Genomic DNA, 24975 nt, shown 5'->3' with positions numbered 1-24975 from the left:
TGATAAAGTGAGCAAGCTATTGAACTTTTCCGGCGTTACTTACTTTTGTCACTACTTTTTTCTTACAGGAGTTTCTGCATGTTCAGACACGCATCCCATCGCGGTTTACGGCTGCGCCATACCTTTGCTCTTTCTCTGCTGGCAGCCGCCATCGGCACCACCACCCCGGCGCTGGCCGCGCCAGAGGTGGCCCGCTCGGTAAAAGTGGACGAACGCGTCTATGAAATTGCCTTTAACCCCGCCAATCAGGCGGTGTATGCCGCCGTCACCGGCCTGGGTAACGACAGTGAGCAAAGCGTCAGCCCGGGCATAGTGGTGCTGGACGCCAACACCCTGGAGCAGAAAACCAAAATTGAAACCGGCGAAATCACGCCCTTTGGCTTAGGGATCAACGCTCAGACCCAGAAAATCTATGCCGTTGACACCCGTAAGGGGCTGGTCGGTGTGTATGATCTGAAAACCGGCAAGGAAGTGGCTGTTATCGAAAACAGCGGCAATGAGTCCAATCACCTGCGCCAGGCCGTGGTGGATGAAGGCACCAACAAAATCTATATCAGTGCCTTTGGTGGCATAGAGCGGGACGGCAAAAAAGGCCCGGCCAGCGCTGTTTGGGTGATTGACGGTGCCACCGACACGCTGGAGTCCGTTATTGTGTCTCCGGTGCAGTCTGCCGCCGGTCTGGCGCTGGATGCCGGCAAGCAGCGTTTGTATGTGGCTGACCTGAGCAACAGCAAAATTGCCGAAGTCGATATTAAGACCCAGAACGTACTGCGCACCTTTGACTCTGTCAGCCCGGAAGGTGACGCCAAGGCTCAGCCTTTTGACACCATCAACCTGGCCATCGATACCAAAAACAACGTGCTCTATGCCATTAATCAGAAGTCCGGCGGTGTGTCACTGATCGATCTCAAAAGCGGCAAGGTAACCAAGACGGTAAAAACCGGTGACGGTGCCCTGAGCGCCCGGGTTCACCCGCAAAGCGGCGATCTCTATGTGGCCAACCGCAACGACGGTACTGTTTCTGTGGTGGACGCCGACACTCACTATGTAACCGCCCATCTGTTCACCGGCGTGCGCCCCCAGACCCTGGCCATTGATCCGAAAACCGGTCAGGTTTATGTGAGCAACAAAGCCAAAGGCAAGGGCCGTCAGGCACCCAAGGATGCACCGGTACCGGTGGAAGCGGCCGGCAACACTGTTACCCTGATCACCCCCTGATATGTTGTTCAGGCCCGGACTGGCCAACGTCTGTTTTATTGGCGGCCGGTTTGACAGGAACCAGCTGGCAAAGGCAGACACCGGCCGGCTGGGCTTGAACAAGGCTTCTGCCAAACGCCGGGCCGAGTTTATGGCCGGCCGCCGGTGCGCTGCTGAAGCACTGTACCGGCTGGCAGGGGTTCACCATATGCCGGCCATCGGGCCGAAGCGTGCTCCTGTGTGGCCGGCCGGGTTTATCGGCAGCATCAGCCACAGCGACACCCATGCCGCTGCCGTGGTGGCCCGAACACGGGACTATTGCGCGCTTGGCGTGGATATTGAGCCCTGCCTTGCCAATGACAGGACCAGCGCGCTGATCCCTGCCCTGCTGACCGCCGATGAGCAGACCCGGCTGACCGGGGCCTGTCTTGGTGAGCAGCTGACCCTAGCGTTTTCCTTAAAAGAAAGTCTGTACAAGGCGCTGTATCCGCTGACGGGAACACAGTTTTACTTTCAGGATGCGGAAGTGGTGGCGGCCAGTAACGGCCGTGCCAGAATGCGGCTGCTGACCAGTCTCAACAAGCACTGGCCGGCAGGTACAGAAGTGACAGCAAGATACTGCCGCCATGGGGAGCACCTGATAACACTGGTGGCCATAGCGGCAGAAAAGTCAGGCGCTTAAATCGAAACGATCGGCGTTCATCACCTTGGTCCAGGCGGCCACAAAGTCGTGCACAAACTTGACTCTGTTATCGTCCTGGGCATATAGCTCGGCATAGGCACGAAGCACCGAATTGGAGCCAAACACCAGGTCTACCCGGCTGGCGGTCCACTTGACGTCATTGCTTTGCCGGTCCCGGATTTCATAATGATCTCCCGCCGGCTGCCAGCGGTAATTCATATCGGTGAGGTTCACAAAAAAGTCATTGGACAGGGTGCCCGGCCGGCTGGTTAACACACCGTGTTTGCTGCCACCGTGGTTGGTGCCCAATACCCGCATGCCGCCGATCAGCACCGTCATTTCCGGAGCAGTCAGCCCCATCAGTTGGGTTCTGTCGAGCAGCAGCTCTTCCGCATTCACCGCATAGTCTTTTTTCAGCCAGTTACGGTAGCCATCATGCACCGGCTCCAGCGGTTCAAAAGACTCCACATCCGTCATGTCATCGGTGGCATCGCCCCGGCCCGGCGAAAATGGCACTTCCAGCTGCACACCCCCTGCCGCGGCGGCCTGCTCTATGCCCACATTACCTGCCAGAACAATCACATCGGCCAGACTGGCACCGCTGTCGGCGGCAATGGGTTCAAGCACACTCAGCACCTTGTTCAGCCGCGCCGGCTCATTGCCTTCCCAGCTTCGTTGTGGCTCAAGGCGAATACGGGCACCATTGGCACCGCCGCGCATATCCGAGCCACGGAAGGTTCTGGCGCTGTCCCAGGCGGTGGATACCAGCTCGCTGATAGTAAGCCCGCTTTTGGCGATCTTGTCTTTAACATCCTGCACATTGTACCGGGTGGGGCCGGCGGGCACGGGATCCTGCCAGATCAGGGTTTCTTTGGGCGCATCCGGGCCAATATAACGGGTGCCGGGTCCCATATCGCGATGAGTGAGCTTGAACCAGGCCCGGGCAAACACCTCGGAGAAGTAAGCCGGATCCTGATAAAAGCGCTCGGATATTTTACGGTAGGCCGGATCCACCTTCATCGCCATGTCGGCGTCTGTCATCATGGGGTTATGACGAATGGAAGGATCCTCAACGTCCACCGGTTTATCTTCTTCCTTGATATCCACCGGCTCCCATTGCCAGGCCCCCGCCGGGCTTTTTACCGATTTCCATTCATGGTTAAGCAGCATCTCAAAATACCCGTTATCCCATACGGTGGGATGGGTAGTCCAGGCACCTTCCAGACCGCTGGTCACGGTATCACGGCCAATGCCACGGCGAGTGTGGTTGTTCCATCCCAGACCCTGCTCCTCCGGACCGGCAGCCTCAGGCTCGGGGCCAAGCTCGGCGGCATTGCCGTTGCCATGGGTTTTACCCACCGTATGGCCACCGGCGGTCAGCGCCACGGTTTCTTCGTCGTTCATGGCCATACGCTTGAAGGTTTCTCGTATGTCATGGGCAGTTTTCTGCGGATCGGGCTTGCCGTCTACCCCTTCCGGGTTGACATAAATCAGCCCCATCATCACCGCTGCCAGCGGGTTTTCCAGATCCCGCTCGCCGGAATAACGGCTGTTTTCGCTGCCGCTGGGTGCCAGCCATTCTTTTTCCGCTCCCCAGTAAATGTCTTTTTCCGGATGCCAAATATCTTCCCGGCCAAAGGCAAAGCCAAAGGTCTTGAGGCCCATGGACTCATAGGCAATGGTGCCGGCATAAGTGATGAGATCTGCCCAGCTCAGCTTGTTGCCATACTTTCTTTTAATGGGCCACAGCAGCCGGCGGGCTTTATCGAGGTTGGCATTGTCGGGCCAGGAGTTAAGCGGGGCAAAGCGCTGGTTACCGGTGGCAGCACCACCACGGCCGTCGGCAATGCGGTAAGAGCCGGCGGCATGCCAGGACAGCCGTATCATCAGGCCGCCATAATGGCCCCAGTCGGCCGGCCACCAGGGCTGGCTGTTGGTCATTAACTCGGTGAGATCTTTTTTAAGAGCAGCAAAGTCGAGGGTTTTTACCTGCTCGCGATAATTAAAACCGCTTTCCATGGGATTGGTTTTGCTGTCGTGCTGGTGAAGTATGTCGAGATTCAGAGCCTTGGGCCACCAGTTCATGTTCGACTGGCCAACCTCGGTAACGGCACCATGCATAACCGGGCATTTCTTGGCTGACATCATTTTTCTCCTTATGTGTGGCAGCAACCTGGCCACCAACAGCGTGTAGGGTTCGACTAATACTATTGACCAGAACTCACGGTTTTTATAATCGTTTGGCTCTGTTTTTTTGATTAGTTTTGACGATTAACTTACAACAGGCATTAAAAAACCGGCTGATGCCGGTTTTTTAATTTACAACGCAACCGTTATTGCGGACGGTGCAGTTTGTCGGGGCTCAGGCGCGGGCTCCAGGGCAAACCGTCGTTCTGCCAGCCGTTCACCAGCCTGAAACCGGCCTGTTCACCAGACTTGATACTGTCACCCTGAAAGCCATGCACCACATAGTGAGCATTGGTAAAGCCATGCTCCTGCAAGAATTCGGCACTGGGCAGGCCCCGCTCACTGCCGGAGCGGCACATGGTAATGATGGTGGCGGTTTCATCCAGACCACGCTCCGCCAGGGCTGCTTTTACCTGCTCTATAAACTGCGGGTTGCGGTATAAACGGAACCGTTGCTTGTCTTCATCCCAGACGCTGCGGTCCACCAGCAGATAAGGCACGTTCAGATCCACTTCATTGGTGCCCCCCACAAACATGATCTCCACCGGATCACGCACGTCCAGCAACAACACCTGCTCATTGTCGCGGTTCAGCTCATAGGCTTGTTTGGCGCTCAGGCCCAGCTCATCGGCCCCGGCATAAACAGGCAGCGCCATGCTCACTGCCAGCAGCGCCGGTGTTAAACGTTTCCACATGCTTGTTCTCCTTATTAAAAGCTGAATACCCGTACATCCTCTGCCGTCATCATGGCAGCCATGTTGGCTGGCGTGGCCACGTCAACCTGCTCGCGCAGATCAGCCTGAGTATATTCACTGTTGGGCAAATAAAGTGCGCACACGCTCACCTTGCCCCCTCCTTGCTGCAACTTGTCCATCAGTTGTTCCGGGGTCACATTGTTGGGCTTCAGCGGCGCACTGCTGTACCCGTTAATAGCCAGATCTCCCGCTTTATCACACAGCAGTACGTTTACGCTACTGCCCTGCTGTTGCATGGCATTACCCAGTACCATGGCCATGCCCTGCACCTGAGAGGCAGCACTGGTGACCAGCAGTAATACCTTTGACTCCGCTGCCTGCGCCGCGCCGGCGGCCGTGATGCCGGCACCCAGTGCCAGCGCGGCCAGTGTTTTTCTTCCCTTTGTCATGATGCGCTCTCCTTTTATTAAGATGATACTAATATAAGGTAATTCTTATGTATCTGTAAAGCTCATTGGCCATAACGTATCAATATCCGGTCATCTCCAGATAACCCCGGCCAAGGGGCGCACCGCTGTCGGCATCTGTCACGCTGACCGCCCCCTCCCAATAGGGCACCGAAGTATGCATCCAGCGATTGGGATGGTGAGCGCTGACAGACAGCGTCAGCTGTTGTTCCGGCAGGGTGAGCCGCCAGTGCACCGGCACGTGCCGGCCGGCGACGCCGGCGTTTTTCAGGGGCGTCAGCGTTATACTCTCTGCACTCAGCGGCATAATCTCCCCGTCCGGGCTGATCCAGCTGCCGGACAGATAATCGCTGTGATTGTCGCCCCTACCCCGCAGACGAAAGGCCATCAGCTTGTAGCCGCTGTTCAGATGCAGGGAAAACCAGTCCCAACCAGACTGCTTTTTACTCAGCAGCTGACTGCTCCATTCCCGTTCCAGCCAGGCCTCGCCATTCACGGAAACCGACTCGCCGTTCAGCCACACCCGGCCACTTGCCCGGTAAAAGGGCTGACTGTAATACATGGAGCCCTGGCCATTGGCAGACTTCTGGCTGAAACCCTTGATGCCATGACGTACCAGCGGGCCGCTGGCTTCAAGCGTCAGCTCATAGCCAAAGTCGTCCTGTCCGTCTTTGGCTTCGGCCGAGAGTTGTAGCCGGTCCAGTGCATCCTCGGTGGTGCCCAGACTTTCCAGCTGCCAGTTATCCAGCCAGGCCCGAAACGGCTTGGCAATAACGCCGGCCTGATGATCAGCACGAACCACATCAGTCCCCCTCGCAAAGCGCTCGGCCGCCCTGTGCTGCTCGCCCCGAGACAGCGCCATGTGCGCCATCCAGATCTGCTGTGCCGCCCAGGGGCTGTCCGGCGTTGCTGTGTTTACAGGCTGCTGCGCCTGACGAAACAAGGTCCACTGCAACCCCAGGGGCTCGCCCCGCTCGTCTTCAAGATTGGCCGTGAGATACCACCACTCAATACGAAACCCTGTGTGCGGGCCGTGATCGGCAGGAAAATTCAGGGACATGCCGGCATGGGCCTGGGTATATCCCTCGCTGGCTGCTCCCAGACCGGCAAAGCCGGCATCATTGGCAGTGGTCTCCCTGCCGGCATCGCAGCCGTTCACAATCAATAACCCGCACAGCAGGAAGAGGGTAGCTGCGGCTTTAGCCGGCAGAGCCTGGGCAACAGGCTTGAAATACTTCATGAGTTTTCTTCCTCCGCCAGCAGCGCCACCAGCACAGCCATCATCAGGGTCACCGCCATTTCGCCGGGAAACAGATGCAGTGGCAGCCGCCAGCCAAAAGCCGCGACATTAATACCCCACACCAGACAAGCGGTAATGGCTATCCCCAGCGGAATAGCCAGCAGCCCGGTAGTCAGCGCCAGGCCGGCAAGCTGGGCCAGCTGAACCGCCAGCAACCGGTGCCGGGACACCCCAAAAGCCTGAATGGTGGCCAGACGCCGGCGCAAGGCCCCTGCCTGGGCCAGCAGGGTGGCCAGCAGTGCCAGTGCCGCCACCGCCAGAGTGAGCGCATTCAGCGCCCTGGTAATGGCAAAAGTGCGCTCAAAAATGGTGGTGGCGGTCTGTTTCACTGCTCGCTGATCCTGCACTGTTACATTAAAACGCTCGCTCAGTTGCCGGCGTGGTGGACCGGCCCGGGCACCGGGCGCAAGCACGATACCCATGGCCTCAGGCGGCACGCCAAACCACTGCTGCACCTGCGCCGTGGTCAGCACCAGCTCACCTCTCGGGTTACCGTAGTCCGGGTAAATGCCTGCCACCGTTACCGTTTTTATACCGCCGGGCACCGCCATGGTCAGCCGGTCGCCGGTTGTAATGCCTTCACGCCGGGCCAGCTGCTCGTTAATAAAGGCCCCTCCCCGTTGCAAACCCTGCCAGGCGGCCTGACGCTGCTCAGGCGACAGCAGAGGCCAGCGGGCCACCAGCACCGGTGCCGGCGGTCACTTCAAGCAATTCGGTCTCGGCACGGGCGGTGGTGAGAATGGTCTGCACCTCGGGCCGCTGGCCAAGCCAGGCATGAATGCGCTCAAACTCCGCTGCCGGCAAGCAGCAGTCCGCCCAGCGTGACACCCATACCGCCCAGCCAGTAATGCCAGGGCAGGCTGAGTCCGGCACTGACATTGGCGTCATACAGACTTTGCAGGGTGGCCGCCACGTCCGGCTGCAGACGGCCGGCCAGCCAGACCCCACTCACCAGCCCTGCCACCGCGCCGAGCAGCCCCAGCAGCAACAGCTCCAGTGCCAGCAGGCCGGTTAAGCTGCGGCAAGGCACCCCCAGCGCCCGCAGGGTGCGCAATAAGCCCAACCGCTGCTCCAGCGCCAGCCCCAGCGCCGCCTGCACAATAAACAGCCCCACCACCAGCGCCAGCAGCGCCATGGCGGTGAGATTAAGATGAAAGCTTTGGGTCAGCTCGCCGGGGCCGGGCCTTGTGATCTGCCTGAAACCGGCCGGTACCTGCTCAAAACGGCCAATCAGGGCGGTAATCTTATCCCCGGCCTGCAGTAACTGCGCCGCAATGGCCATGTCCATCACCGCCATATTGGGCGGCAGCCCGGAGTCCGCGACCATGGGCGGCAACACAGTGCCATTTTGCAGCCTGGCCACCTCACCCAGCTGCACCTGGGTATCTGGTGCCAGCCGCACTTGCCAGGGCGGCGCAATAAAGTTCTGCAACTGCCCCTCTGTGCTGCCAAGGCTGCTGCCGGACGGCAGAGTGAAAGGATCAATACCCACCAGGGTAAGCCGAACGCCGCTGTCGGTGACGCGCTCTCCTTCCAGCAGCGGCGACATCAGCACCCCGGCCCGGCGCAGTGCCACAAAGTCATCATGAGTGAGTGGCGCGCCGTTATCCCGCTCCAGCCGCACCAGACTGCCGCCCAGCAGTGCCTCGGCGCGGGCGTAATTATCCTTCGCCGAGGCGTTAATAGCCTGCACCCCGCTCCACAGCCCCCCCGCTACCCAGAGCCCCAGCAGCAGCATGGCCAGCTGCCCCGGATGACGCCGGTAATGAGACAACAGAGTAGCCAGCACCACTCGAATCATGATGCGGTGCTCCCAGGTACAAGCCTGCCGTGATGCAGGGTTAAACATCTGTTCAGCGGCGCGGCCATTTTAGGGCTGTGAGTCACCATCAGCAGGCTGCTGCCGCTTTCCGCCACCAGCGTCAGCAGCAGCGCCAGCACGGCATCGGCGGTGGTTTCATCCAGATTGCCGGTGGGCTCATCCGCCAGTAACAACGCCGGGCGGGACGCCAGTGCCCGGCCGATAGCCAGCTGCTGCTGCTGACCGCCGGAAAGCTGCTCGGGGTAATCATGCTCGCGCCCGCTCAGCCCCAGACGCGCCAGCAGGTGCGCCGACCAAACCGGATCTACCCTTCCCGCCAGCCGGGCCTGCAGCCGAAGGTTGTCGGCCACGTTCAAACTTGGCACCAGATGAAACTGCTGAAACACCAGCCCCAGACTGGTGCGTCTCAGGGCGGCCCGGCCTGAGTCATGCAGACCGGCCAGCGAAGTGCCGCCAATAACCACCTCGCCCCGATCGGGCACATCCAGCCCCGCCGCCAGATGCAGCAGCGTCGATTTGCCGCTGCCCGACTCCCCCATCAACGCCAGACTTTCGCCGGCGGCAAGGTTCAGATCCACCCCCTGCAACACGGCCAGCGGCCCCTGAGGCGTGGCATAACATTTGTGCACACGGCGAAATTCCAGCATGGCTCCCTCCCTGTGTGGCTTAACATACTGAAAGGACGAACCTGGCCGCCCTTTCAGTTACAATCCTGACTTTACATCATCAAGGAGAACACTGAATGTTGGTCAAGCTGTTACGCAATGGAGTGGGTGGCATTGTTCAGGTGGGTGATCTGCTTACCCGCCCCGCCAAAATGAAGCGCGCCCCCGAGGCGCAGCAAGAAGTAAATGAAGCCTGCCAGCAACTGGCGCTCTATCAGCTGCCCCGCTGCCCGTTCTGTATCAAGGTGCGCCGGAACATGCACAAGCTGAATCTGCCCATTGAAAAACGCAATGTACATCCCGGCTCTCCCCACAGAGACGAACTGCAGGCCGGCGGCGGCCGGGTAAAATCTCCCTGCCTGCGCATTGAGGAAAACGGCGAAACCCAGTGGATGTATGAGTCGAACGACATTATCGCCTATTTGCAGCAGCGCTTTGGGTAAGCTTTCTTGAATCCATGCAAGCTTGCCGGTAGCAGTAGCCTTCTGGGGAAATATCGGACGCATCCAGCCGGCAGTGTTTGCAGATGCCTGGGCGTTTGGGCTGAGTGGGGGCGCTGATTCTGACCGGAGCGACTTGTCTTGGTCTGGCAATGGGCGGGAACTGAGGCGACTGTGGTTGCTGCGGTTGCGGCTTTGGTTTCTGTTGCGGTTGTTGCTGCTGGTATCTTTGACGCAACTCGGCATCGCGCTTTTTTTTCGCCTCCCGCTCCGCTCGCATTTTTTTAGCCCGCGGATGATACAGCCAGTGCAGGCATTTGGGGTGAGTGCTCATGATTTGCAGCAGCCAGCCAATGCTGTTGAGCGAGCCCGGTTTTTCTGCTTTGAACATCAGCGTTGCAAACACCCCATAGTCGACCGCCAGCACGCCGGTACAGCCATAACGCTCGGTATAGTCCGCCAGCCAGGGCGGCGGTGCGGTTGCACAGGTGCCCGCCGGCGGCAGGTAAATGCCAAGCCTGTATCTGGCGTCATTCCCCACCTGATATAGCGCCGTGGGCCCTTCTGCCGGGCCGGATGACGGAACATGGCTCACCGCCAGGGTTTTGCCCGTGCACACCGGCTTGTGAAAATCATCAATGCGCAGCGCCGGCGTGCTGAGCAAGTTAATCCGGTCCAGTTTGTCCAGCAACATCAGGCGAATGCTGGTCTCAAAGGCAAAGGCGCAATCCCGTTCGCTGCCCTTGTGGTGGCTGAAATGATGGGCTTTATGCTGGCCCTTTCGTGCTATCAGCACACCATGGCAACTGGGGCAATGGCACTGGCAACCAAGGCCGCTTTCCACCTCTTCCGCAGAGACGATTTGCTGATCGGCATCCCTGATGGCGAAGGGAATTAAGGTTTTTCCTGACATGGCGGCACTCATCCGTATGCAACAACCGATATGCAGCCAGTGTGGCATGGGTTGGTGCCCATGGCGAACAAGAAGAGTAAGCAAGGTTACCGCTACGCGGCAAGATTTTCTCGCAGTACTCCGTGTGAAAGGAAACATTTCAAGCATTCTTTTTACAAGCTGGTTAGCTTCACGCTTGCAACGTGTACGGAGAGAACGTTGGAGTTTTTTACGCTTGCCAGAAGGAAGAAGATAAGTTTTTCTGAGGTACCAGATCCCGTGTCGGGACAGCATAAGTTGACATAACTCATCAATAAAAATCAGTCGTTTAGTACAAAAATTACACCCATAAGTTGACATAAAATTTACTCATAAACCGACATAAAGTGACATGGATCTCTATACCGCCCACTCTCGAGGTGTAAATTAACCATATCACTCACCTGACGGTTCAGCCTTCATATCAGGTGTTCAGCTGTATAACATGCCTCATGCTGAACATATGTTATTCAGGCGGCTTACTGCACTGACATCAGGGGACTTGTCCGAATGGAAACGTTCCTCTGGCTATCATCAGCGGTCGCTGGTAGAGACGGCAATATCCCGTTACAAACAGCTGGTGAGCCCCGAGCTCAGCCTGCGTAACTACAATGGCTAGGTCGGCGAAATCCTGGCTGGCGTGAAGGTCATGAACAAAGTCATAGGACTCAGTATGCCTGTTCGCCAGCCGGTCAATTAAGGGCGCCAAGCCCGGTAGGGACAGGCTGCTCCGACTCTGATTAACAACGCCGATCAACTGCGCCTATCAGGATACCTGACACAGAGAAATGTAAGCCAATCGACTCAAATTATGGAATAAACAAAGTGTACGTAATTTTTCTACTAGGGATGGGCCCGGTATCCAATATGACAAGTGGTTCTATAACTGTTTCGAGACCTCGGCCACAACCAAATAATTCCGGTATGTACACTGAGCCCCCGCACAGCGTACAAACCTTGTATATCCGAACGTCGCTTTTAGCCCTGATATAAGCATATACCGACCTGACACCTCAAATACCGAGCCCTATCACTCTGTTGCACTATTTAATGAAGCGGACTTGCTCGTAGATTTTTTCTAGCACCGGTTTTTTCTTCTCGTTGAAGCGGGCCTTGTTCTGCTCGAAGATGTTATTGCCCTTGGTGTCGATGGAGATGATCAGCGGGCCGAATTCCTTGACACGATTGACCCACAGCGTTTCCGGCATGCCCAGATCCTGCCATTCAGCACGCTCTATGGCCTCGACCTTGGTGGCCGCCACCACGGCGCAGCCGCCGGGGAACACCGCGTGCACCGCCTTGTGCTCGAGGCAGCCCTGGGCCGTCTCCTCGCCCATGCCGCCCTTGCCGACAATCAGCTTGACGCCGGTCTGCTCGATAAAGGCCTTCTCGAACTTCTCCATGCGCATGCTGGTGGTGGGGCCGATGGACACCATCTCAAAGCCGCCGTCTTCCTTTTCCCGGACGATGGGGCCGGCATGGAAAATGGCGCCGCCCTTCAGATCGACCGGCAGCTCGCGCTTGAGCTCGATCAGCCGCCGGTGCGCCACATCACGGCAGGTTACCAACTGACCGGTCAGGTACACCACGTCGCCCACGTTGAGGGACTCGAGATCTTCGTCTCTGATGGGGGTAGTCAGTACTTTTTTCATAACACAACTCCTTGATGTGACAAGACTTCATACGACAGGTCGGCATTGAAGCGAATGGTGCCGCGACGGTGCGCCCAGCAGCCGGTGGACACCGCCACCCCGATAGTGGAAGGATGGCGAGCGGAGGACTCGATGTTGACCCCCATTACGCTGGTGTTGCCGGTCAGGCCCTGGGGACCGATGCCGATCTCGTTGAGGCCGTCGGTCAGCAGCTCTTCCATCAGCGCGGCGTTGTCGTTGGCGTTCTTGCTGCCCACCGGACGCAGTATGGCCTTCTTGGACAGCCGCGCCGCCGTTTCCACCGAGGTGGACACCCCGACGCCGACCAGCAAGGGCGGGCAGGCATTGATTCCGCGGGAGGTGATCACATCGAACACGAACTCGGCCACGCCTTCATATCCCTGACCGGGCATCAATACCTTGGCAGATCCGGGAAGGGTGCAGCCGCCACCGGCCATATACACTTCAATGGTCGCGCTGTCATCGCCGGGTACGATATCCCAGTCCAGCCAGGGAATCTTGGATCCGGCATTGGTGCCGGTATTCTTTTCATCAAAGGTTTCCACTGCATTGTGCCGTAACGGTCCAATTCGAGTCGCCTCAATGGTGGCATTGCGCAATATGTCTTCGAGTTCACCCAAATAGGGAAACTTGGCGCCGATGGTAAGGAAATATTGAATCACACCGGTATCCTGACAGCTGGGTCTATTCAGCTTGTCGGCGGCATCCTGGTTCTCCGCCATGGTATCGAAAATGGCGATGGCCAGCGGATTGGTTTCTTTCTTTCTCAGCTCGGCCTGCTTTTCTTTTACATCCGTCGGCAGGCGCTTGCCGATATAGCTGGTAAACTTGGCGATGACATCGGTCAATTTACCTACGGCTTCGTCATGATTTAATCTCATTGGGGCAGTCCTCTTCTTGTTCAGAAATAATAACTTCCTGTCGGCTTGTCCAAAATAAAGACAAGAGGCTCGTCGTTTGAATTTATTCCAGGTACAAAGGTAATATGTTCTTTCCGTATCGGTTCCATATTCCTGTTGTTATCCCTTTTCTATTCAAGGGTTGTGCATATGGTACAATTGCATTGTAAGCTGTTAATCAAATGTTGAGGTTGATTAGGGCTCACTTCATTCTTTCCTTGAGGTTAATAATAATGAACCAAGTTTCCGAGCTGGGCTTCTTCGTCCTGCTGGCCAAGGCCGGCAGCCTAGCCGCCGCCGCCCGGGAGATGAACGTCACCCCCTCCGCCGTGACCAAGCGGCTGTCGGGCTTGGAAGACCGGCTGGGGGTGCGGCTGCTGAACCGGACCACCCGCAGGATCAGCCTGACCAACGAAGGCGAGATCTACCTGCACCACGCCCAGCGGATACTGACGGACATCGCGGATATGGAAGGGCTGGTTGCCCACAGCCGCACCACCCCCAGGGGCTTGCTGCGCATCAATGCGCCGCTCGGCTTCGGCCGCTCCTACATCGCCCCGGTGGCCTCCGAATTCATGCAGCGCTATCCCGAGGTGGAAATACAGCTGAAGCTGACCGACAGGCCCATCAACCTGCCCGACGAGGCCATCGACATCGCCATCCGCTTCGGCGAGATCCCCGACTCCCGGCTGATCGCCAGGAAAATCGCCGCCAATCGCCGCCTGTTGTGCGCCGCCCCCGGCTACCTCAAGCAACATGGCCGGCCGGCCACGGCCGCCGAGCTGTCTGGGCACCAGTGCATCGTGCTGCGGCAAAACGACGCCACTTACGGCCTGTGGCGGCTGTCCAAGGACGGCAAGACCGAAAACATCCGGGTCAGCGGCAAGGCCAGCACCAACGACGGCGAAGTGGCGCTCAAGTGGGCCCTGGACGGCCACGGGATCCTGATGCGGGCGGAATGGGATCTGACCCGCTACCTGCGCAGCGGCAGGCTGGAGCTGGTGCTGGAGGACTACGCCACCCCGCCGGCGGACATTTACGCGGTTTACCTGGAAAAACTGAACATCTCGGCCAAGGTCGTGGCCTTTCTCGATTATTTGCAGGAATCCTTCCTGCCGGAAAGGCAGCAGCGGGATGAAACCCCTTCCATCTGGTAGGCAACGAAAAAAGGGCGGCATCCCTTGCCGCCCTTCGTCATTTTATATCACCGGCCCGAAGCTCAGAGCATGCCGCCGAAGATAAGCGGCACCAGGTACGAGATGATGATCACCGAGAACACCACGCCGAGCAGGTTCAGCCATATCCCGGCCCTGACCATGGTACCTATCTTCAGGTAACCGGTCGCGAACACGATGGCGTTGGGCGGCGCGGCAACCGGCGACATAAAGGCGAAGGTCGCCCCCATGCAGGCCGCCACCATCAGGATGATGGGATCCATGCCCAGGGCGGCGGCCCCGGCGGCCACGATGGGATACACCATGGTGGCGGTGGCGGTGTTGGAGGTGAACTCGGTGAGCAGGGTGATCACTCCCACGATCAGTGCTATGGTCAGCCACAGCGGCACCTCGGTGAAGTTGACCAGTTGCCCGCCTATCCACTGATCCAGGCCGGAGCTGGTGATACCGCCGGCAATGGCCAGGCCGCCGCCGAACAGCCACAGTATTCCCCAGGGCAGCTTCTTCACCGTGTCCCAGTCCAGGATATTGCCGACGGCGTTCCTGGCCGGCAGGATAAACAGCACGAAGGCGCCGCACAGGGCGATGATGGTGTCGTCGATGCCAGGGATCAGGGCCTTGAGCACGAAGCTGCGGGTTATCCATGCCAGGGCGACCAGCGAGAACACCGCCAGCACCACGGCTTCCTCGAAGCTCATTTTGCCCAGTTCCTTCTTCTCCTTTTTAATCACTTCCACGCCACCGGGGAGATGCTTGACCTTCATCGGAAAGGCAATCTTGACCAGGTACAGCCAGATCAGCGGGATCAGGATGGCCACCAGCGGAATGCCGAACAGCAGCCACTGGGCAAAGGAGATCTCCACGTCGTACAGCTTCTTGACGGTGGCCGCCAGTATGGTGTTGGCGGGGGCGCCGATCAGGGTACCGAAACCACCGATGGTGGCCGCATAGGCGGTGCCCAGCATCATCGCCGTGCCGAAGGGAAAGTTGCCGGGCGTGGTGTCGGTTCCGGGGCTGTTTTTCTGGATAGAGTCGGCAATGTGTTTGGTGACCGCCAGGCTCATGGGCACCATCATCATGGTGGTGGCGGTGTTGGAAATCCACATCGACAGAAAGGCGGTGGCCGTCATGAACCCGAGGATAATCATGTTCGGGTTGGTGCCGATGAAGGAAATGATGCCGAGCGCGACCCGGCGGTGCAGGTTCCATTTTTCCATGGCCAGCGCCATCATGAAGCTGCCCACGAACAGGAAGATCAACGGATCGCCGTAGGAGGCGGACACCGCGCCCGTCTTCATCACGCCCATCAGCGGGAACAGGATCAGCGGCAGCAGGGAAGTGAGCGGAATGGGAATGGCTTCCGTTATCCACCAGGTCGCCACCCAAGCCACGATGGCCAATACCGCCACCGCCTCGGCCGACATGCCTGCCGGCGCGAAAAAGGCATTGATAATAAAGAACAGGGCCGGCCCCATCAGCAGCCCCATATATTGCGCGTTACTGTAACTCCTCAATCTTTTATTGTCCGAGGCCGAATCCTGATTACCCGGACTCAACCCCAGTGTGAGAATAAACCTCAGCGTTTTTTTGGCCTGATCGTTCCAAGCCCACATTTGATTCCAGAATGTCCTGACGGATGACATGGCCGATAACTCCCTTTTCTGTTTGGGCCGATAAAGCCCTTTCAGCTATTTCCATTGGCATAAAAACAGTGCCCACAGCAACAGCGCCCGTGGGATATAGTGATGACTCCCTATACCTTTCTTACCGTTCACTTTTCACTTCAGCAATAAACCACTGTTAACGGACTGTTAATGTAACTCCCTGTGAGAAGTAATGGATTAACGTGCATTCACTTCACTATTGAAATGAATTCAATAGTTCATGCACTAACCAACAGAAATGTGTTAAGACTGTTTTTACAAGACGAAATATCTTCAGCCAGCTTACTCCGCAGCAGCGTCAGCAATCCGGCCAGGCTCCAGGCAAGGCGTTAGCGTATTCTTTTCTCCCGGTGAACGACGTTGTTTCCTAAATCAGGGAACTATCTGTCGCACCCATGACCTGATCTCCTGACGAACGGACTCGGGAGCAGACAGATGGGCAAAGTACGGCACAACATCAGTAACTGGCGACAGTACAACCGGGCCTTGGTCAATCGCGGTTCACTGACCTTCTGGATGGATGAGCAAGCCATCGAGCAATGGCATTGCCATCAGCATCATGGCCGCCGTGGACGTGGCTTCCACTACAGCGATAGCGCCGTTGAAACGGCGCTATCGCTCAAGGCCTTCTTCGGGTTGCCGTTACGGGCGTTGGATGGGTTCATCAGCTCCATTTTCCAACTGATGGACATACCCCTCGCCCGGTTACAGCAGCATCAGCAAGCGCGTCCAGACGGTGAACGTGAAGTACCGCTTGCCCAGTAAAGGGGCAGTCACCCACCGGGTTATCGACGCCACCGGATTGAAGGTGTTCGGTGAAGGTGAATGGAAACAGCGTCAGCATGGCAAGGATAAACGCCGGGTCTGGCGCAAGTTGCACCTGGCCGTTGATGCCTGTAGTCACGAAGTCATTGCCGCCGAAGTGAGCCTGGAAACGTGGCAGACAGTGAGATCTTGCCGACCTTGCCCAAACCGCTTCGGCGTCGGTTACATCAGGTGTCGGGCGATGGCGCTTACGATACCCGGGAATGTCATCAATTCCTGCTCAAAAAGGCAGCAAAGCGACCATCCCACCCCGTAAGAATGCGGGCTATTGGGAAGAAGGGCATCCGAGAAACGAGGCGGTCACGGCACTGAAATCAGGGGACTTGTCCGAATGGAAACGAGCCTCTGGTTATCATCAGCGGTCGCTGGCAGAAACGGCAATGTCCCGTTACAAACAGCTGGTGAGCCCCAAACTCAGCCTGCGTAACTACAACGGTCAGGTCGGCGAAATTCTGGCCGGCGTGAAGGTAATGAACAAGGTCACCGGGCTCGGTATGTCTGTTCGCCAGCCGGCCTGTTAAGGGCGCAAAGACCAGTAGGGACAGCTTGCTCCGGCTCTGATTTGATCAACAGCGCCCTAGCAAAACGGAAGATATTCTTAATTGAGGAGTGTTTCAACCGACGCCTATACATAGGCAGTACCATCATTTACTGTAATAGTACAATAAAAGTAGGCTATGTCACCTTATGGTACAAATTTTGTCAGCTTAGTGTGAAGATTTGTCAACTTATGGTAAAAGCGACATCAATACGGAATTGGAGGTGGCGCCCGCCAGCCACATCCCGGCACTCGAAGGTCCTTGCCGTGGCTGCTCCCTTCCGGGCCTGACCAGGTAGACAAGGTTTCGATGCGGGAGGACCAACGGGGCCACCATCGAAGCCAAGCCAGTGTAGCAAAACGGCCTTTCAATGCAACCGCCTGTGAACCGACTGCGGTTTTATTCGCCGTTAGAACGGAAAAAACAGCGGTATCAGTACCAGCACACCGGCGCTGTAAAGCAGACTGATGGGCAGTCCGGTTTTAATATAATCGATAACCCGGTAACGGCCCGGCGAATAGACCATCAGGTGGGTCTGATAGCCAAAAGGCACCAGAAAACAGGCGCTGGCTCCAAAAGCTACCGCCATAACAAAGGGCATGGGATCCACACCAAACCCATGAGCAGTCGATAAGCCAATGGGAAACGCCAGGGCCGCAGCGGCATTGTTGGTAACGGTTTCGGTCAGTAACAAAGTAATAAGATACACCCCCACAAACGCGCCCATCACACCATAACCGTTAAACAGAGAGCGCATAACATCTGCTACCAGCTCTGCCGCCCCTGAGCTTTCCAGCGCCTTGGCCACAGTCAGCGCTGAGCCAATCACCATCATCAGCTCAAAAGGAAAACGCCGGCGCAGCTCTGACAGTGTAAGAACCCGGCTCAGCAACAATGCCGCCAGCAGTAACAAAAGACCGTTCAGCAGCGGCAGCAGCCCCAGCGCTGCCAGACCAATGACCAGTCCAAAGCCGCTGAAGGCTAACAGACTCTGCTTCATGCTGAGTTTGGGGCGCTGCAGGCTGTTACTGAGCAGATGAAAGTTACGGTCCAGATTGCGGTGTTGTTTAAAGTCCGGCCCCACCGCCAACAGCATGCTGTCTCCTACCCGCAGCGGAATTTTACCCAGGGTGCCATACAGCCGCCTGCCGCCACGGCGAATACCCACTACACCGGCATTGAACATGGTGCGAAAGTCCACTTCCTGCAGGGTGCGGTTGGCCAGCTCAGACTCGTTGGAAATCACCACCTCCACCAGGTTGGACGCCAGCAGCCGGTCTACGCCGTTGCCAAACAGCTGCAGGCCGGAAAACTGCTGCAGCGCCTGCACTTTTTCCACTTCACCGGTAAATACCAGCACATCATCCGCTTCCAGCACTTCATCGGGAGAAACGGGACTTATCAGCCGGTCATTGCGGGCAATTTCCAGCAAAAATAAACCGTTAAGCCGGCGCAAACCGTTATGCTCAATGCTCATTCCCACCAGCGGCGAGCCGGCTTCCACCCGGGCTTCCAGGAAATAAGAGTGAGTGCATTCACTGCCCTGTTGCTGATGTGACGGTAACAGCCGCCTGCTGAACAGCAGGCCCAGCAGGCACAAGAGCGCTACTGGCAGTCCTACCAGAGTGAATTCAAACATGCCCAATGCCGGCAATCCGGCATTCACCACAAAGGAGTTCACCACCAGGTTGGTGGAGGTGCCAATCAGGGTAGTGATGCCCCCCAGAATCGAAGCAAATGACAGCGGAATAAGCAGGCGCGAGGCGGGAATATGACGCTGGCGGGAAATGACGCCAAGCAAGGATCCCACCACGGCGGTATTGTTCAGAAACGCCGACAAGCCGGCAGTCAGCCCCATCAGCCGCAGGCTGGCCTGCCACTCTCTGCCCTGCAGCAAAGAATCTGACAGCCGCTCCAGCAGTGGCGAACGCTCCAGTGCCAGTGACACCAGCATCAGCACCAGCAGGGTGATCAGCGCTGGGTTGGAAAAGCTGGTCAGCATGGCCTGCTCGCTGATAACACCAAAAATCACATAGCCCACTGCCCAGCCACTGAATAATACAGCCGGCTTGATCCGGCCGTGGATCAGTAACGCCAGCAAGACGCCGACAGATGCTAATACCAAATATGCTGACATATATAACCACTCGCTCTTTAGCAGGGGTATCATTGTACGCATATATCAAATAAACTGGATACATAGAATATCTATAACATTTTGTTATTAGCATAATCCAAAGGCGAGAACAGTATCACTATGAATCTGACGCACCTGCAACGGCTGGAAGCCGAAAGTATTCACATTATGCGGGAAGTGGTGGCCGAGGCCGACAACCCGGTCATGCTTTATTCCATTGGCAAAGACAGCGCCGTGATGCTGCACCTGGCCATGAAGGCGTTTTACCCTTCCGTGCCGCCGTTTCCGTTGCTGCATGTAGACACCCGCTGGAAGTTCCGTGAAATGTACGAGTTTCGCGACTACATGGCCAAAAAACTGGGCATGGATCTGTTGGTGCACGTGAACCCGGAAGCCATTGAAAAAGACATTAATCCCTTTACTCACGGCTCCGCCATTCATACCGACATCACCAAGACCGAAGGTCTGAAACAGGCACTGGACAAATACGGCTTTGATGCCGCCTTTGGTGGTGCCCGCCGCGATGAAGAGAAGTCTCGCGCCAAGGAACGTATTTTCTCCTTCCGCACCGAGCAGCACCGCTGGGACCCGAAAAACCAGCGCCCCGAGCTGTGGAAGCAGTACAACGCCCGCAAGCACAAGGGCGAGTCTATTCGGGTGTTTCCGCTGTCCAACTGGACCGAGCTGGACATCTGGCAATACATTCACCTCGAGAACATTCCCATCGTGCCCCTGTATTACGCCGCCGAGCGCCCGGTGGTGGAGCGCGACGGCACCCTGATCATGGTGGATGACGAGCGCATGCCGCTGAAAGACGGCGAAGTGCCCATGATGAAAAGTGTGCGTTTTCGCACCCTTGGCTGCTACCCGCTCACCGGCGCGGTGGAGTCTACCGCCGCCACCCTGCCCGACATTATTCAGGAAATGCTGCTGACCAAAACGTCCGAGCGTCAGGGCCGCATGATCGACCACGACTCCGCCGCGTCGATGGAGAAGAAAAAACAGGAAGGTTACTTCTGACGCTTCGCGTCAGAAGTAACCTTCAGCTGTAAGCTTTATGCTGTCAGCTGTAAGTAGCCCGACGCTGAATGTAGGCAATGCGTCTAACCTGTATGCATTGCTATAGACCGCAGCTTAGGGGACGTGATGAATTTTGAAAAATTGCAGGTGTGGAAGAAGTCGGCGAGGTTATCCGCTGATTTATATCTGGCATTAAAAGAACTGCGAGATTTTGGGTTTCGCGACCAAATTACGCGTTCGGGCCTGTCCATTCCCAGCAATATTGCCGAAGGCATGTCACGTTTCACCAACAAGGACAAACGCCATTTTTTGGTGATCGCCAGGGGTTCATGCGCCGAGCTGCGCACCCAGGTTTATATCGGCATCGAAATTGGCTATATCAGCGAGCAACAGGGTCGGCAGTGGTTGCAGGAAACCCGTGATATTTCAGCCATGTTGCACGGGCTCATCACCACCCTGAGTGACGAACAAAACGCCGTAAGCTGAGGCTTTGACATACAGCATACAGCTTATGGCATATAGCTCTGAAGGATATATAAGATGCATCAGTCATCTCTGATAGAAAGTAATATCGAACAATACCTCAAACAGCACGAACAGAAGAGTCTGCTGCGCTTTATTACCTGCGGCAGCGTGGATGACGGCAAGAGCACCCTGATTGGGCGTTTGCTGTTTGAGTCCAAAATGCTGTTTGAAGATCAGCTGGCGGCCATGGAGGCCGACTCCAAAAAGTACGGCACTCAGGGGGAAGAGATCGACTTTGCCCTGCTGGTGGACGGCCTGGCCGCCGAGCGCGAGCAGGGCATTACCATTGACGTGGCCTATCGTTTTTTCTCCACCGACAAGCGCAAGTTCATTGTGGCCGACACTCCCGGGCACGAGCAGTACACCCGCAACATGGTGACCGGTGCCTCTACTGCCGATGCCGCCATTCTGATGGTGGACGCGCGTAAAGGCATTCTTACCCAGACCCGCCGTCACAGCTTTCTGATGTCACTGCTGGGCATTCGTCATATTGTGGTGGCCATCAACAAGATGGATCTGGTGAACTACGCGGAAGAGACCTTTAACCGCATCAAGGAAGAGTACGCGCAGTTTGCTGAGCAACTGAACCTTGAGAGCATTACTTATATTCCGCTGTCGGCGTTCAAGGGCGATAACATTGTTGAGCCCAGCCCGAACATGCCCTGGTACCACGGCACCACCCTGATGGGCTACCTGGAAACCGTGGAAGTGGACGACACCCGCATGCAGCGCGCGCCCTTCCGTCTGCCGGTGCAGTGGGTGAACCGCCCCAACCTGGACTTTCGTGGCTTCTCCGGCACCATTGCCAGCGGCGTAATCCAGCCCGGTGACCGCATTCGCGTGCTGCCGTCCGGCAAGGAAAGCACGGTGGCGCGCATTGTGGTGCACGGCGGCGATTTGGAGCAGGCCGTGGCCGGCCAGTCGGTGACCCTGACCCTGGCGGATGAAATTGATATTTCCCGCGGTGATGTGATCTCCACTACCGAGGATCCCATTGCCACCGCCGATCAGTTTGAAACCACCCTGGTGTGGATGCATGAAGACGCCCTGCTGCCCGGCCGCCCCTATCTGCTGAAAATCGGCACCAAAACCGTGACCGCCACCATTACCGATATTAAATATCAGGTGAACGTGAACACTCTGGAGCACATGGCCGCCAAGAAGCTGGATTTAAACGGCATTGCGGTGTGCAATCTTAGCCTGGACCGGGCCATTGCCTTTGATGACTACCAGAGCAACAAGGACACCGGCGGTTTTATTCTGATTGACCGGCTGAGCAACAACACGGTCGCCGCCGGCATGTTGAACTTCTCCCTGCGCCGCAGCCAGAATATTCACATGCAACATGTGGATGTGAACAAAGACGCCCGTGCCCTGAGTAAAAACCAGAAGCCGGCGGTGCTGTGGTTCACCGGCCTGTCCGGTGCCGGCAAGTCCACCATTGCCAACCTGGTGGAGAAAAAGCTGCACGCGCTGGGCAACCACACCTACCTGCTGGACGGCGACAACGTGCGCCACGGCCTGAATAAAGACCTGGGCTTTACCGATGCCGATCGGGTAGAAAACATTCGCCGGGTGGCGGAAGTGTCGAAGCTGATGGTGGACGCCGGCCTGCTGGTGATGACCGCCTTTATCTCGCCGTTCCGCGCCGAGCGTCGTCTGGCCCGGGAAATGCTGGAAGAGGGTGAGTTCATTGAAGTACACGTGGACACCCCGCTGAACGTAGCGGAAGAGCGTGACGTGAAGGGCCTGTATAAAAAAGCCCGCCGCGGCGAGCTGAAGAACTTCACCGGCATCGACTCTGCCTATGAGCAGCCCGAGAACCCGGAAATCCGCCTCGACACCACCGCCATGAGCGCCGATGAGGCAGCGGATGCGGTGATTGAACTGCTGACGGAAAAAGGCATTATCGGCGGCGGTGACTGGTCTATCTAAAAGCCAGCTGTCAGCCATCAGTTGGTAGGTTGGGACGAGTCTCAACATTCCAGCCACGGTTGTGATTACCAGATAAAAAAGGACTCCGGCTTTCACCGGAGTCCTTTCATTTTGAATAATAACCCACAGATACAGCACAGTACTCGCAGACAATGCCGGACGACTTACAGCTGATCGCTTAAAGCTTAAGGCTGTGTATTAAGCCGCTTCTGTCTTGGCCAGCAGTTCGTTCCAGTAATTCAGCACCAGTTTCTGATCGTCATCATTCAGTTCACCGCTGAGAATGGCCTGATTCAGACTGGTTTTTACCCGCGCTTTTACATCGCGTATATGATTGCGACCGGCAATTTCGCTCTGGGCCACGGCCAGAGTAATATGCCCGCGCAAATAGCCGCCGGCGAACAGTTGATCTTCAGTGGCTTCGGCTACCTTGCCATCAATTTCCTGCAGCAGACGCTGTTCAAATTCAAAAATGTTCATTCATTTGCCTCGTATTCCGGGTTTGCTACCCGTACCAGCACTTCATCATGGTAGCCAGTGATCACCCGCATCAGGCCACCCAGTTCGCGGTCCAGATCGGGATCATTGGTATCGACTCGCAGCGGGCGTCCGTTCAGTGAACTGAGTTTGGACTTGGTTGCCAGCAGCCAGATATTGTCGCGCCCCACGGCTCTGATCACCGCCGGGCTAAGCTGCTGATTGCCGCGGCCAAACACATGGCCCTGGCCCCCTATCAGGGTGATCACCAGCTTGCAGTTTTTGTCCCTGATATGTTCATACAAGCCCTGGGCGTCCAGATCCGAGGCAACAAGTTGTTTTTGATAAACCAGATCCACCCCCAGCAGGGTGCTCTCAAGGCCGAGCCGCTCCATCACTGCCGCCACCGTGCTGCCCGAGCCCATAATGAAGTAGCAGTCGTCCTCTTCTTCCATGCGCTCAATCACATCGTCGGCAATGTCGGTGAGCACCAGCTCAACGGATTCTTTGCCGGCCACTTTGACCGCCTGCACATAACTGAGTTCACCGGGAATAAGCATTTCACCATAGCGGCGGGCACGTACCCTGCCCTCACGAAACGCGGCTTCGTCTATGTCCATCACATCGGCTTCCATCAGGCTCACCGGCTCACCGCGCACCAGTCTGGTCAGCAGTCGGCCGGTGCCGGCGGGAGTCACGCCATACACACCGGAATGAATTTTCACCCCGGCGGGAATGCCCAGCACACACAGGCTTTCCGGGGCCACGGCGCAGATATCCCGGGCAGTGCCATCGCCGCCGGCAAACAGCAGCAGATCGATGCCCTGCTCCACCAGGCTGGCCACCGCAGCGCGAGTGTCGTCGGCGGTGGTGGGTTCACACGGCTGATGACAAACCTCAAAGGGCAGCGCCAGGTCACGGCATACTGTCTCGCCCATGTCGCCGGCCACGGTATAAATGCAGAATCTGTCTTTCAGCTCACTCAGCTCGGCCAGCGCCAGGGCGCTGCGCTGCAGGGCTCTGGGCTCGGCTCCTCTGGCCAGTGCTTCGGCGGCCAGGCCGTCGCTGCCCTTAAGGCCCACACTGCCTCCCAGACCCGCCAGCGGATTGATGATAAGACCAATTCTGAACATGATGGCTCCTTATACAAAGTCGGCGGCAGTAAGCGGCTGACGCTGATAGTGCGTTTGCAGCACCGCCATAAACAGCTGCGCCCGGGCCGGAAAACCGGTGTCGAGATACAGCAGCGCCTGATCACGCACTTTTTCACGAAAGGCGTGCCGATCCGGCTCAACCGTGCCTTCCAGGTTGTCGCAGCTCACATTGAAAGGAAAACCGCAGCTTAACGACAGCGCCCATTCAATGGCCTGGGGTTTTACTTCCACCTGCTCAAAGGCCGCCTGGGCCTCGGCATCCCGGCCATCGGCATAATACCAGTAGCCATAATCCACTTGTTGCCGGCGGGCGTCTCCTGCCAGCAGCCAGTGCGCCACTTCGTGCAGGGCGCTGGCAAAGAAACCATGGGCAAACACAATGCGATGATGCTCGCTGTGCTCATTTGCCGGCACATAGATGGGCTCGTCATCACCCCGTTCCAGACGCGTGTTATGGGAAGCGTAAAAAGTCTGATCAAACAGGGAGATCAGGTCCCGGTAACAAAACGACATAAATATATCAAAACGGCCCTTTACAGGGCCGTTATTCTACCCGCTGACTGCAG

Annotated in this window: 24 protein-coding genes, 1 other RNA gene and 2 pseudogenes; 10 read left to right on the top strand and 17 right to left on the bottom strand. The window is 57.1% G+C overall.

The window, feature by feature from the left end; all coding sequences use genetic code 11:
- Nucleotides 1–78 precede the first annotated feature (78 nt).
- Together R0I78_RS11835 and R0I78_RS11830 are read left to right on the top strand one after the other, a co-directional pair.
- Nucleotides 79–1218, top strand: a complete 1140-nt coding sequence (locus tag R0I78_RS11835; RefSeq protein WP_317075453.1) for an SMP-30/gluconolactonase/LRE family protein — start codon at nucleotides 79–81, stop codon at nucleotides 1216–1218.
- A 1-nt stretch (nucleotide 1219) separates the two neighbouring features.
- Nucleotides 1220–1879, top strand: coding sequence for a 4'-phosphopantetheinyl transferase (locus R0I78_RS11830; RefSeq protein ID WP_317075452.1), 660 nt, complete (start codon nucleotides 1220–1222; stop codon nucleotides 1877–1879).
- On the opposite strand, the gene katG is transcribed toward R0I78_RS11830, so the two are convergent.
- The 8 genes from katG to R0I78_RS11790 all read right to left on the bottom strand — a co-directional run bounded on the left by katG (nucleotide 1868) and on the right by R0I78_RS11790 (nucleotide 8997).
- On the bottom strand, nucleotides 1868–4024 hold the full coding sequence (gene katG / locus R0I78_RS11825; RefSeq protein WP_317075451.1) for a catalase/peroxidase HPI: 2157 nt from the start codon (nucleotides 4022–4024) through the stop codon (nucleotides 1868–1870). The two genes, R0I78_RS11830 and katG, sit on opposite strands and share 12 nt — an antisense overlap.
- A 188-nt stretch (nucleotides 4025–4212) precedes the next feature.
- Nucleotides 4213–4761, bottom strand: coding sequence for a rhodanese-like domain-containing protein (locus tag R0I78_RS11820; protein ID WP_317075450.1), 549 nt, complete (start codon nucleotides 4759–4761; stop codon nucleotides 4213–4215).
- 14 nt (nucleotides 4762–4775) lie between these two features.
- A complete protein-coding gene (locus R0I78_RS11815) occupies nucleotides 4776–5210 on the bottom strand; it encodes a hypothetical protein (RefSeq protein ID WP_317075449.1) in 435 nt (144 codons plus the stop codon).
- Between the two features lie 79 nt (nucleotides 5211–5289).
- A complete protein-coding gene (locus R0I78_RS11810; protein WP_317075448.1) occupies nucleotides 5290–6468 on the bottom strand; it encodes a lipocalin-like domain-containing protein in 1179 nt (392 codons plus the stop codon).
- Nucleotides 6465–7208 carry an ABC transporter permease gene (locus tag R0I78_RS11805; protein WP_317075447.1) on the bottom strand — a complete coding sequence of 248 codons (744 nt, stop codon included), beginning with the start codon at nucleotides 7206–7208 and terminating at the stop codon, nucleotides 6465–6467. Before R0I78_RS11805 ends, R0I78_RS11810 begins: the two co-directional genes overlap by 4 nt.
- Nucleotides 7180–7332, bottom strand: a complete 153-nt coding sequence (locus R0I78_RS11800) for a hypothetical protein (RefSeq protein ID WP_317075446.1) — start codon at nucleotides 7330–7332, stop codon at nucleotides 7180–7182. The genes R0I78_RS11805 and R0I78_RS11800 overlap by 29 nt, the downstream gene beginning before the upstream one ends.
- Nucleotides 7313–8329 (bottom strand): FtsX-like permease family protein, encoded by a 1017-nt coding sequence (locus R0I78_RS11795; protein WP_317075445.1) that lies wholly within the window; start codon nucleotides 8327–8329, stop codon nucleotides 7313–7315. Before R0I78_RS11795 ends, R0I78_RS11800 begins: the two co-directional genes overlap by 20 nt.
- Nucleotides 8326–8997 (bottom strand): ABC transporter ATP-binding protein, encoded by a 672-nt coding sequence (locus R0I78_RS11790; protein WP_317075444.1) that lies wholly within the window; start codon nucleotides 8995–8997, stop codon nucleotides 8326–8328. Before R0I78_RS11790 ends, R0I78_RS11795 begins: the two co-directional genes overlap by 4 nt.
- A gap of 95 nt (nucleotides 8998–9092) precedes the next feature.
- On the opposite strand from R0I78_RS11790, the gene R0I78_RS11785 reads away from it, so the two are divergent.
- Nucleotides 9093–9458 (top strand): glutathione S-transferase N-terminal domain-containing protein, encoded by a 366-nt coding sequence (locus R0I78_RS11785; RefSeq protein WP_019935422.1) that lies wholly within the window; start codon nucleotides 9093–9095, stop codon nucleotides 9456–9458.
- Here the strand turns inward: R0I78_RS11785 and R0I78_RS11780 are convergent.
- Nucleotides 9427–10368 carry a competence protein CoiA family protein gene (locus R0I78_RS11780; RefSeq protein ID WP_317075443.1) on the bottom strand — a complete coding sequence of 314 codons (942 nt, stop codon included), beginning with the start codon at nucleotides 10366–10368 and terminating at the stop codon, nucleotides 9427–9429. The genes R0I78_RS11785 and R0I78_RS11780 overlap by 32 nt on opposite strands.
- Nucleotides 10369–10870: 502 nt before the next feature.
- On the opposite strand from R0I78_RS11780, the pseudogene R0I78_RS11775 reads away from it, so the two are divergent.
- Nucleotides 10871–11086 (top strand): annotated as a pseudogene (locus R0I78_RS11775) (IS5/IS1182 family transposase); the annotation flags it as partial.
- Nucleotides 11087–11429: 343 nt separating this feature from the next.
- On the opposite strand, the gene ttdB reads toward R0I78_RS11775, so the two are convergent.
- Nucleotides 11430–12038, bottom strand: coding sequence for a L(+)-tartrate dehydratase subunit beta (ttdB, locus tag R0I78_RS11770; RefSeq protein ID WP_094038452.1), 609 nt, complete (start codon nucleotides 12036–12038; stop codon nucleotides 11430–11432).
- Nucleotides 12035–12940 (bottom strand): L(+)-tartrate dehydratase subunit alpha, encoded by a 906-nt coding sequence (gene ttdA / locus R0I78_RS11765; protein WP_317075442.1) that lies wholly within the window; start codon nucleotides 12938–12940, stop codon nucleotides 12035–12037. The genes ttdB and ttdA overlap by 4 nt, the downstream gene beginning before the upstream one ends.
- 251 nt (nucleotides 12941–13191) lie before the next feature.
- Between ttdA and R0I78_RS11760 the strand changes: the two genes are divergently transcribed.
- Nucleotides 13192–14115 (top strand): LysR substrate-binding domain-containing protein, encoded by a 924-nt coding sequence (locus tag R0I78_RS11760; protein ID WP_317075441.1) that lies wholly within the window; start codon nucleotides 13192–13194, stop codon nucleotides 14113–14115.
- 62 nt (nucleotides 14116–14177) lie between these two features.
- On the opposite strand, the gene R0I78_RS11755 is transcribed toward R0I78_RS11760, so the two are convergent.
- Nucleotides 14178–15776, bottom strand: a complete 1599-nt coding sequence (locus R0I78_RS11755; RefSeq protein ID WP_317075440.1) for a DASS family sodium-coupled anion symporter — start codon at nucleotides 15774–15776, stop codon at nucleotides 14178–14180.
- A 456-nt stretch (nucleotides 15777–16232) separates the two neighbouring features.
- Here R0I78_RS11755 and R0I78_RS11750 point away from each other — a divergent pair.
- Nucleotides 16233–16934: pseudogene (locus R0I78_RS11750) on the top strand (IS5 family transposase).
- Nucleotides 16935–17002: 68 nt separating this feature from the next.
- Nucleotides 17003–17143 (top strand): hypothetical protein, encoded by a 141-nt coding sequence (locus R0I78_RS14935; RefSeq protein ID WP_395545928.1) that lies wholly within the window; start codon nucleotides 17003–17005, stop codon nucleotides 17141–17143.
- A gap of 246 nt (nucleotides 17144–17389) precedes the next feature.
- On the opposite strand, the gene ffs is transcribed toward R0I78_RS14935, so the two are convergent.
- Together ffs and R0I78_RS11740 are read right to left on the bottom strand one after the other, a co-directional pair.
- An RNA gene (ffs, locus tag R0I78_RS11745) (signal recognition particle sRNA small type) lies at nucleotides 17390–17487 on the bottom strand.
- 83 nt (nucleotides 17488–17570) lie between these two features.
- A complete protein-coding gene (locus R0I78_RS11740; RefSeq protein ID WP_317075439.1) occupies nucleotides 17571–19298 on the bottom strand; it encodes an SLC13 family permease in 1728 nt (575 codons plus the stop codon).
- A gap of 114 nt (nucleotides 19299–19412) precedes the next feature.
- Between R0I78_RS11740 and cysD the strand changes: the two genes are divergently transcribed.
- The 3 genes from cysD to cysN all read left to right on the top strand — a co-directional run bounded on the left by cysD (nucleotide 19413) and on the right by cysN (nucleotide 22778).
- The gene (gene cysD / locus R0I78_RS11735) at nucleotides 19413–20318 is read left to right on the top strand and encodes a sulfate adenylyltransferase subunit CysD (protein ID WP_395535868.1); all 906 of its coding nucleotides are present in this window, start codon (nucleotides 19413–19415) and stop codon (nucleotides 20316–20318) included.
- Between the two features lie 126 nt (nucleotides 20319–20444).
- Nucleotides 20445–20804, top strand: a complete 360-nt coding sequence (locus R0I78_RS11730) for a four helix bundle protein (RefSeq protein WP_317075437.1) — start codon at nucleotides 20445–20447, stop codon at nucleotides 20802–20804.
- 54 nt (nucleotides 20805–20858) lie between these two features.
- A complete protein-coding gene (gene cysN / locus R0I78_RS11725) occupies nucleotides 20859–22778 on the top strand; it encodes a sulfate adenylyltransferase subunit CysN (protein ID WP_317075436.1) in 1920 nt (639 codons plus the stop codon).
- A gap of 198 nt (nucleotides 22779–22976) precedes the next feature.
- On the opposite strand, the gene R0I78_RS11720 is transcribed toward cysN, so the two are convergent.
- Genes R0I78_RS11720 through R0I78_RS11710 form a run of 3 tightly spaced genes read right to left on the bottom strand, consistent with a single transcriptional unit; the run spans nucleotide 22977 to nucleotide 24922 of the window.
- Nucleotides 22977–23258, bottom strand: coding sequence for a YfcL family protein (locus R0I78_RS11720; protein ID WP_019935792.1), 282 nt, complete (start codon nucleotides 23256–23258; stop codon nucleotides 22977–22979).
- Nucleotides 23255–24388, bottom strand: a complete 1134-nt coding sequence (locus R0I78_RS11715) for an ATP-NAD kinase family protein (protein ID WP_317075435.1) — start codon at nucleotides 24386–24388, stop codon at nucleotides 23255–23257. The genes R0I78_RS11720 and R0I78_RS11715 overlap by 4 nt, the downstream gene beginning before the upstream one ends.
- A gap of 9 nt (nucleotides 24389–24397) precedes the next feature.
- The gene (locus R0I78_RS11710; protein ID WP_317075434.1) at nucleotides 24398–24922 is read right to left on the bottom strand and encodes an elongation factor P hydroxylase; all 525 of its coding nucleotides are present in this window, start codon (nucleotides 24920–24922) and stop codon (nucleotides 24398–24400) included.
- Nucleotides 24923–24975: the final 53 nt, after the last annotated feature.

This window comes from Oceanimonas sp. CAM02 (assembly GCF_032842915.1).
Classification (GTDB): domain Bacteria; phylum Pseudomonadota; class Gammaproteobacteria; order Enterobacterales; family Aeromonadaceae; genus Oceanimonas; species Oceanimonas smirnovii.
Note: the sequence above shows the minus strand (reverse complement) of the source record. Positions and strands in the feature narration are given on the sequence as shown.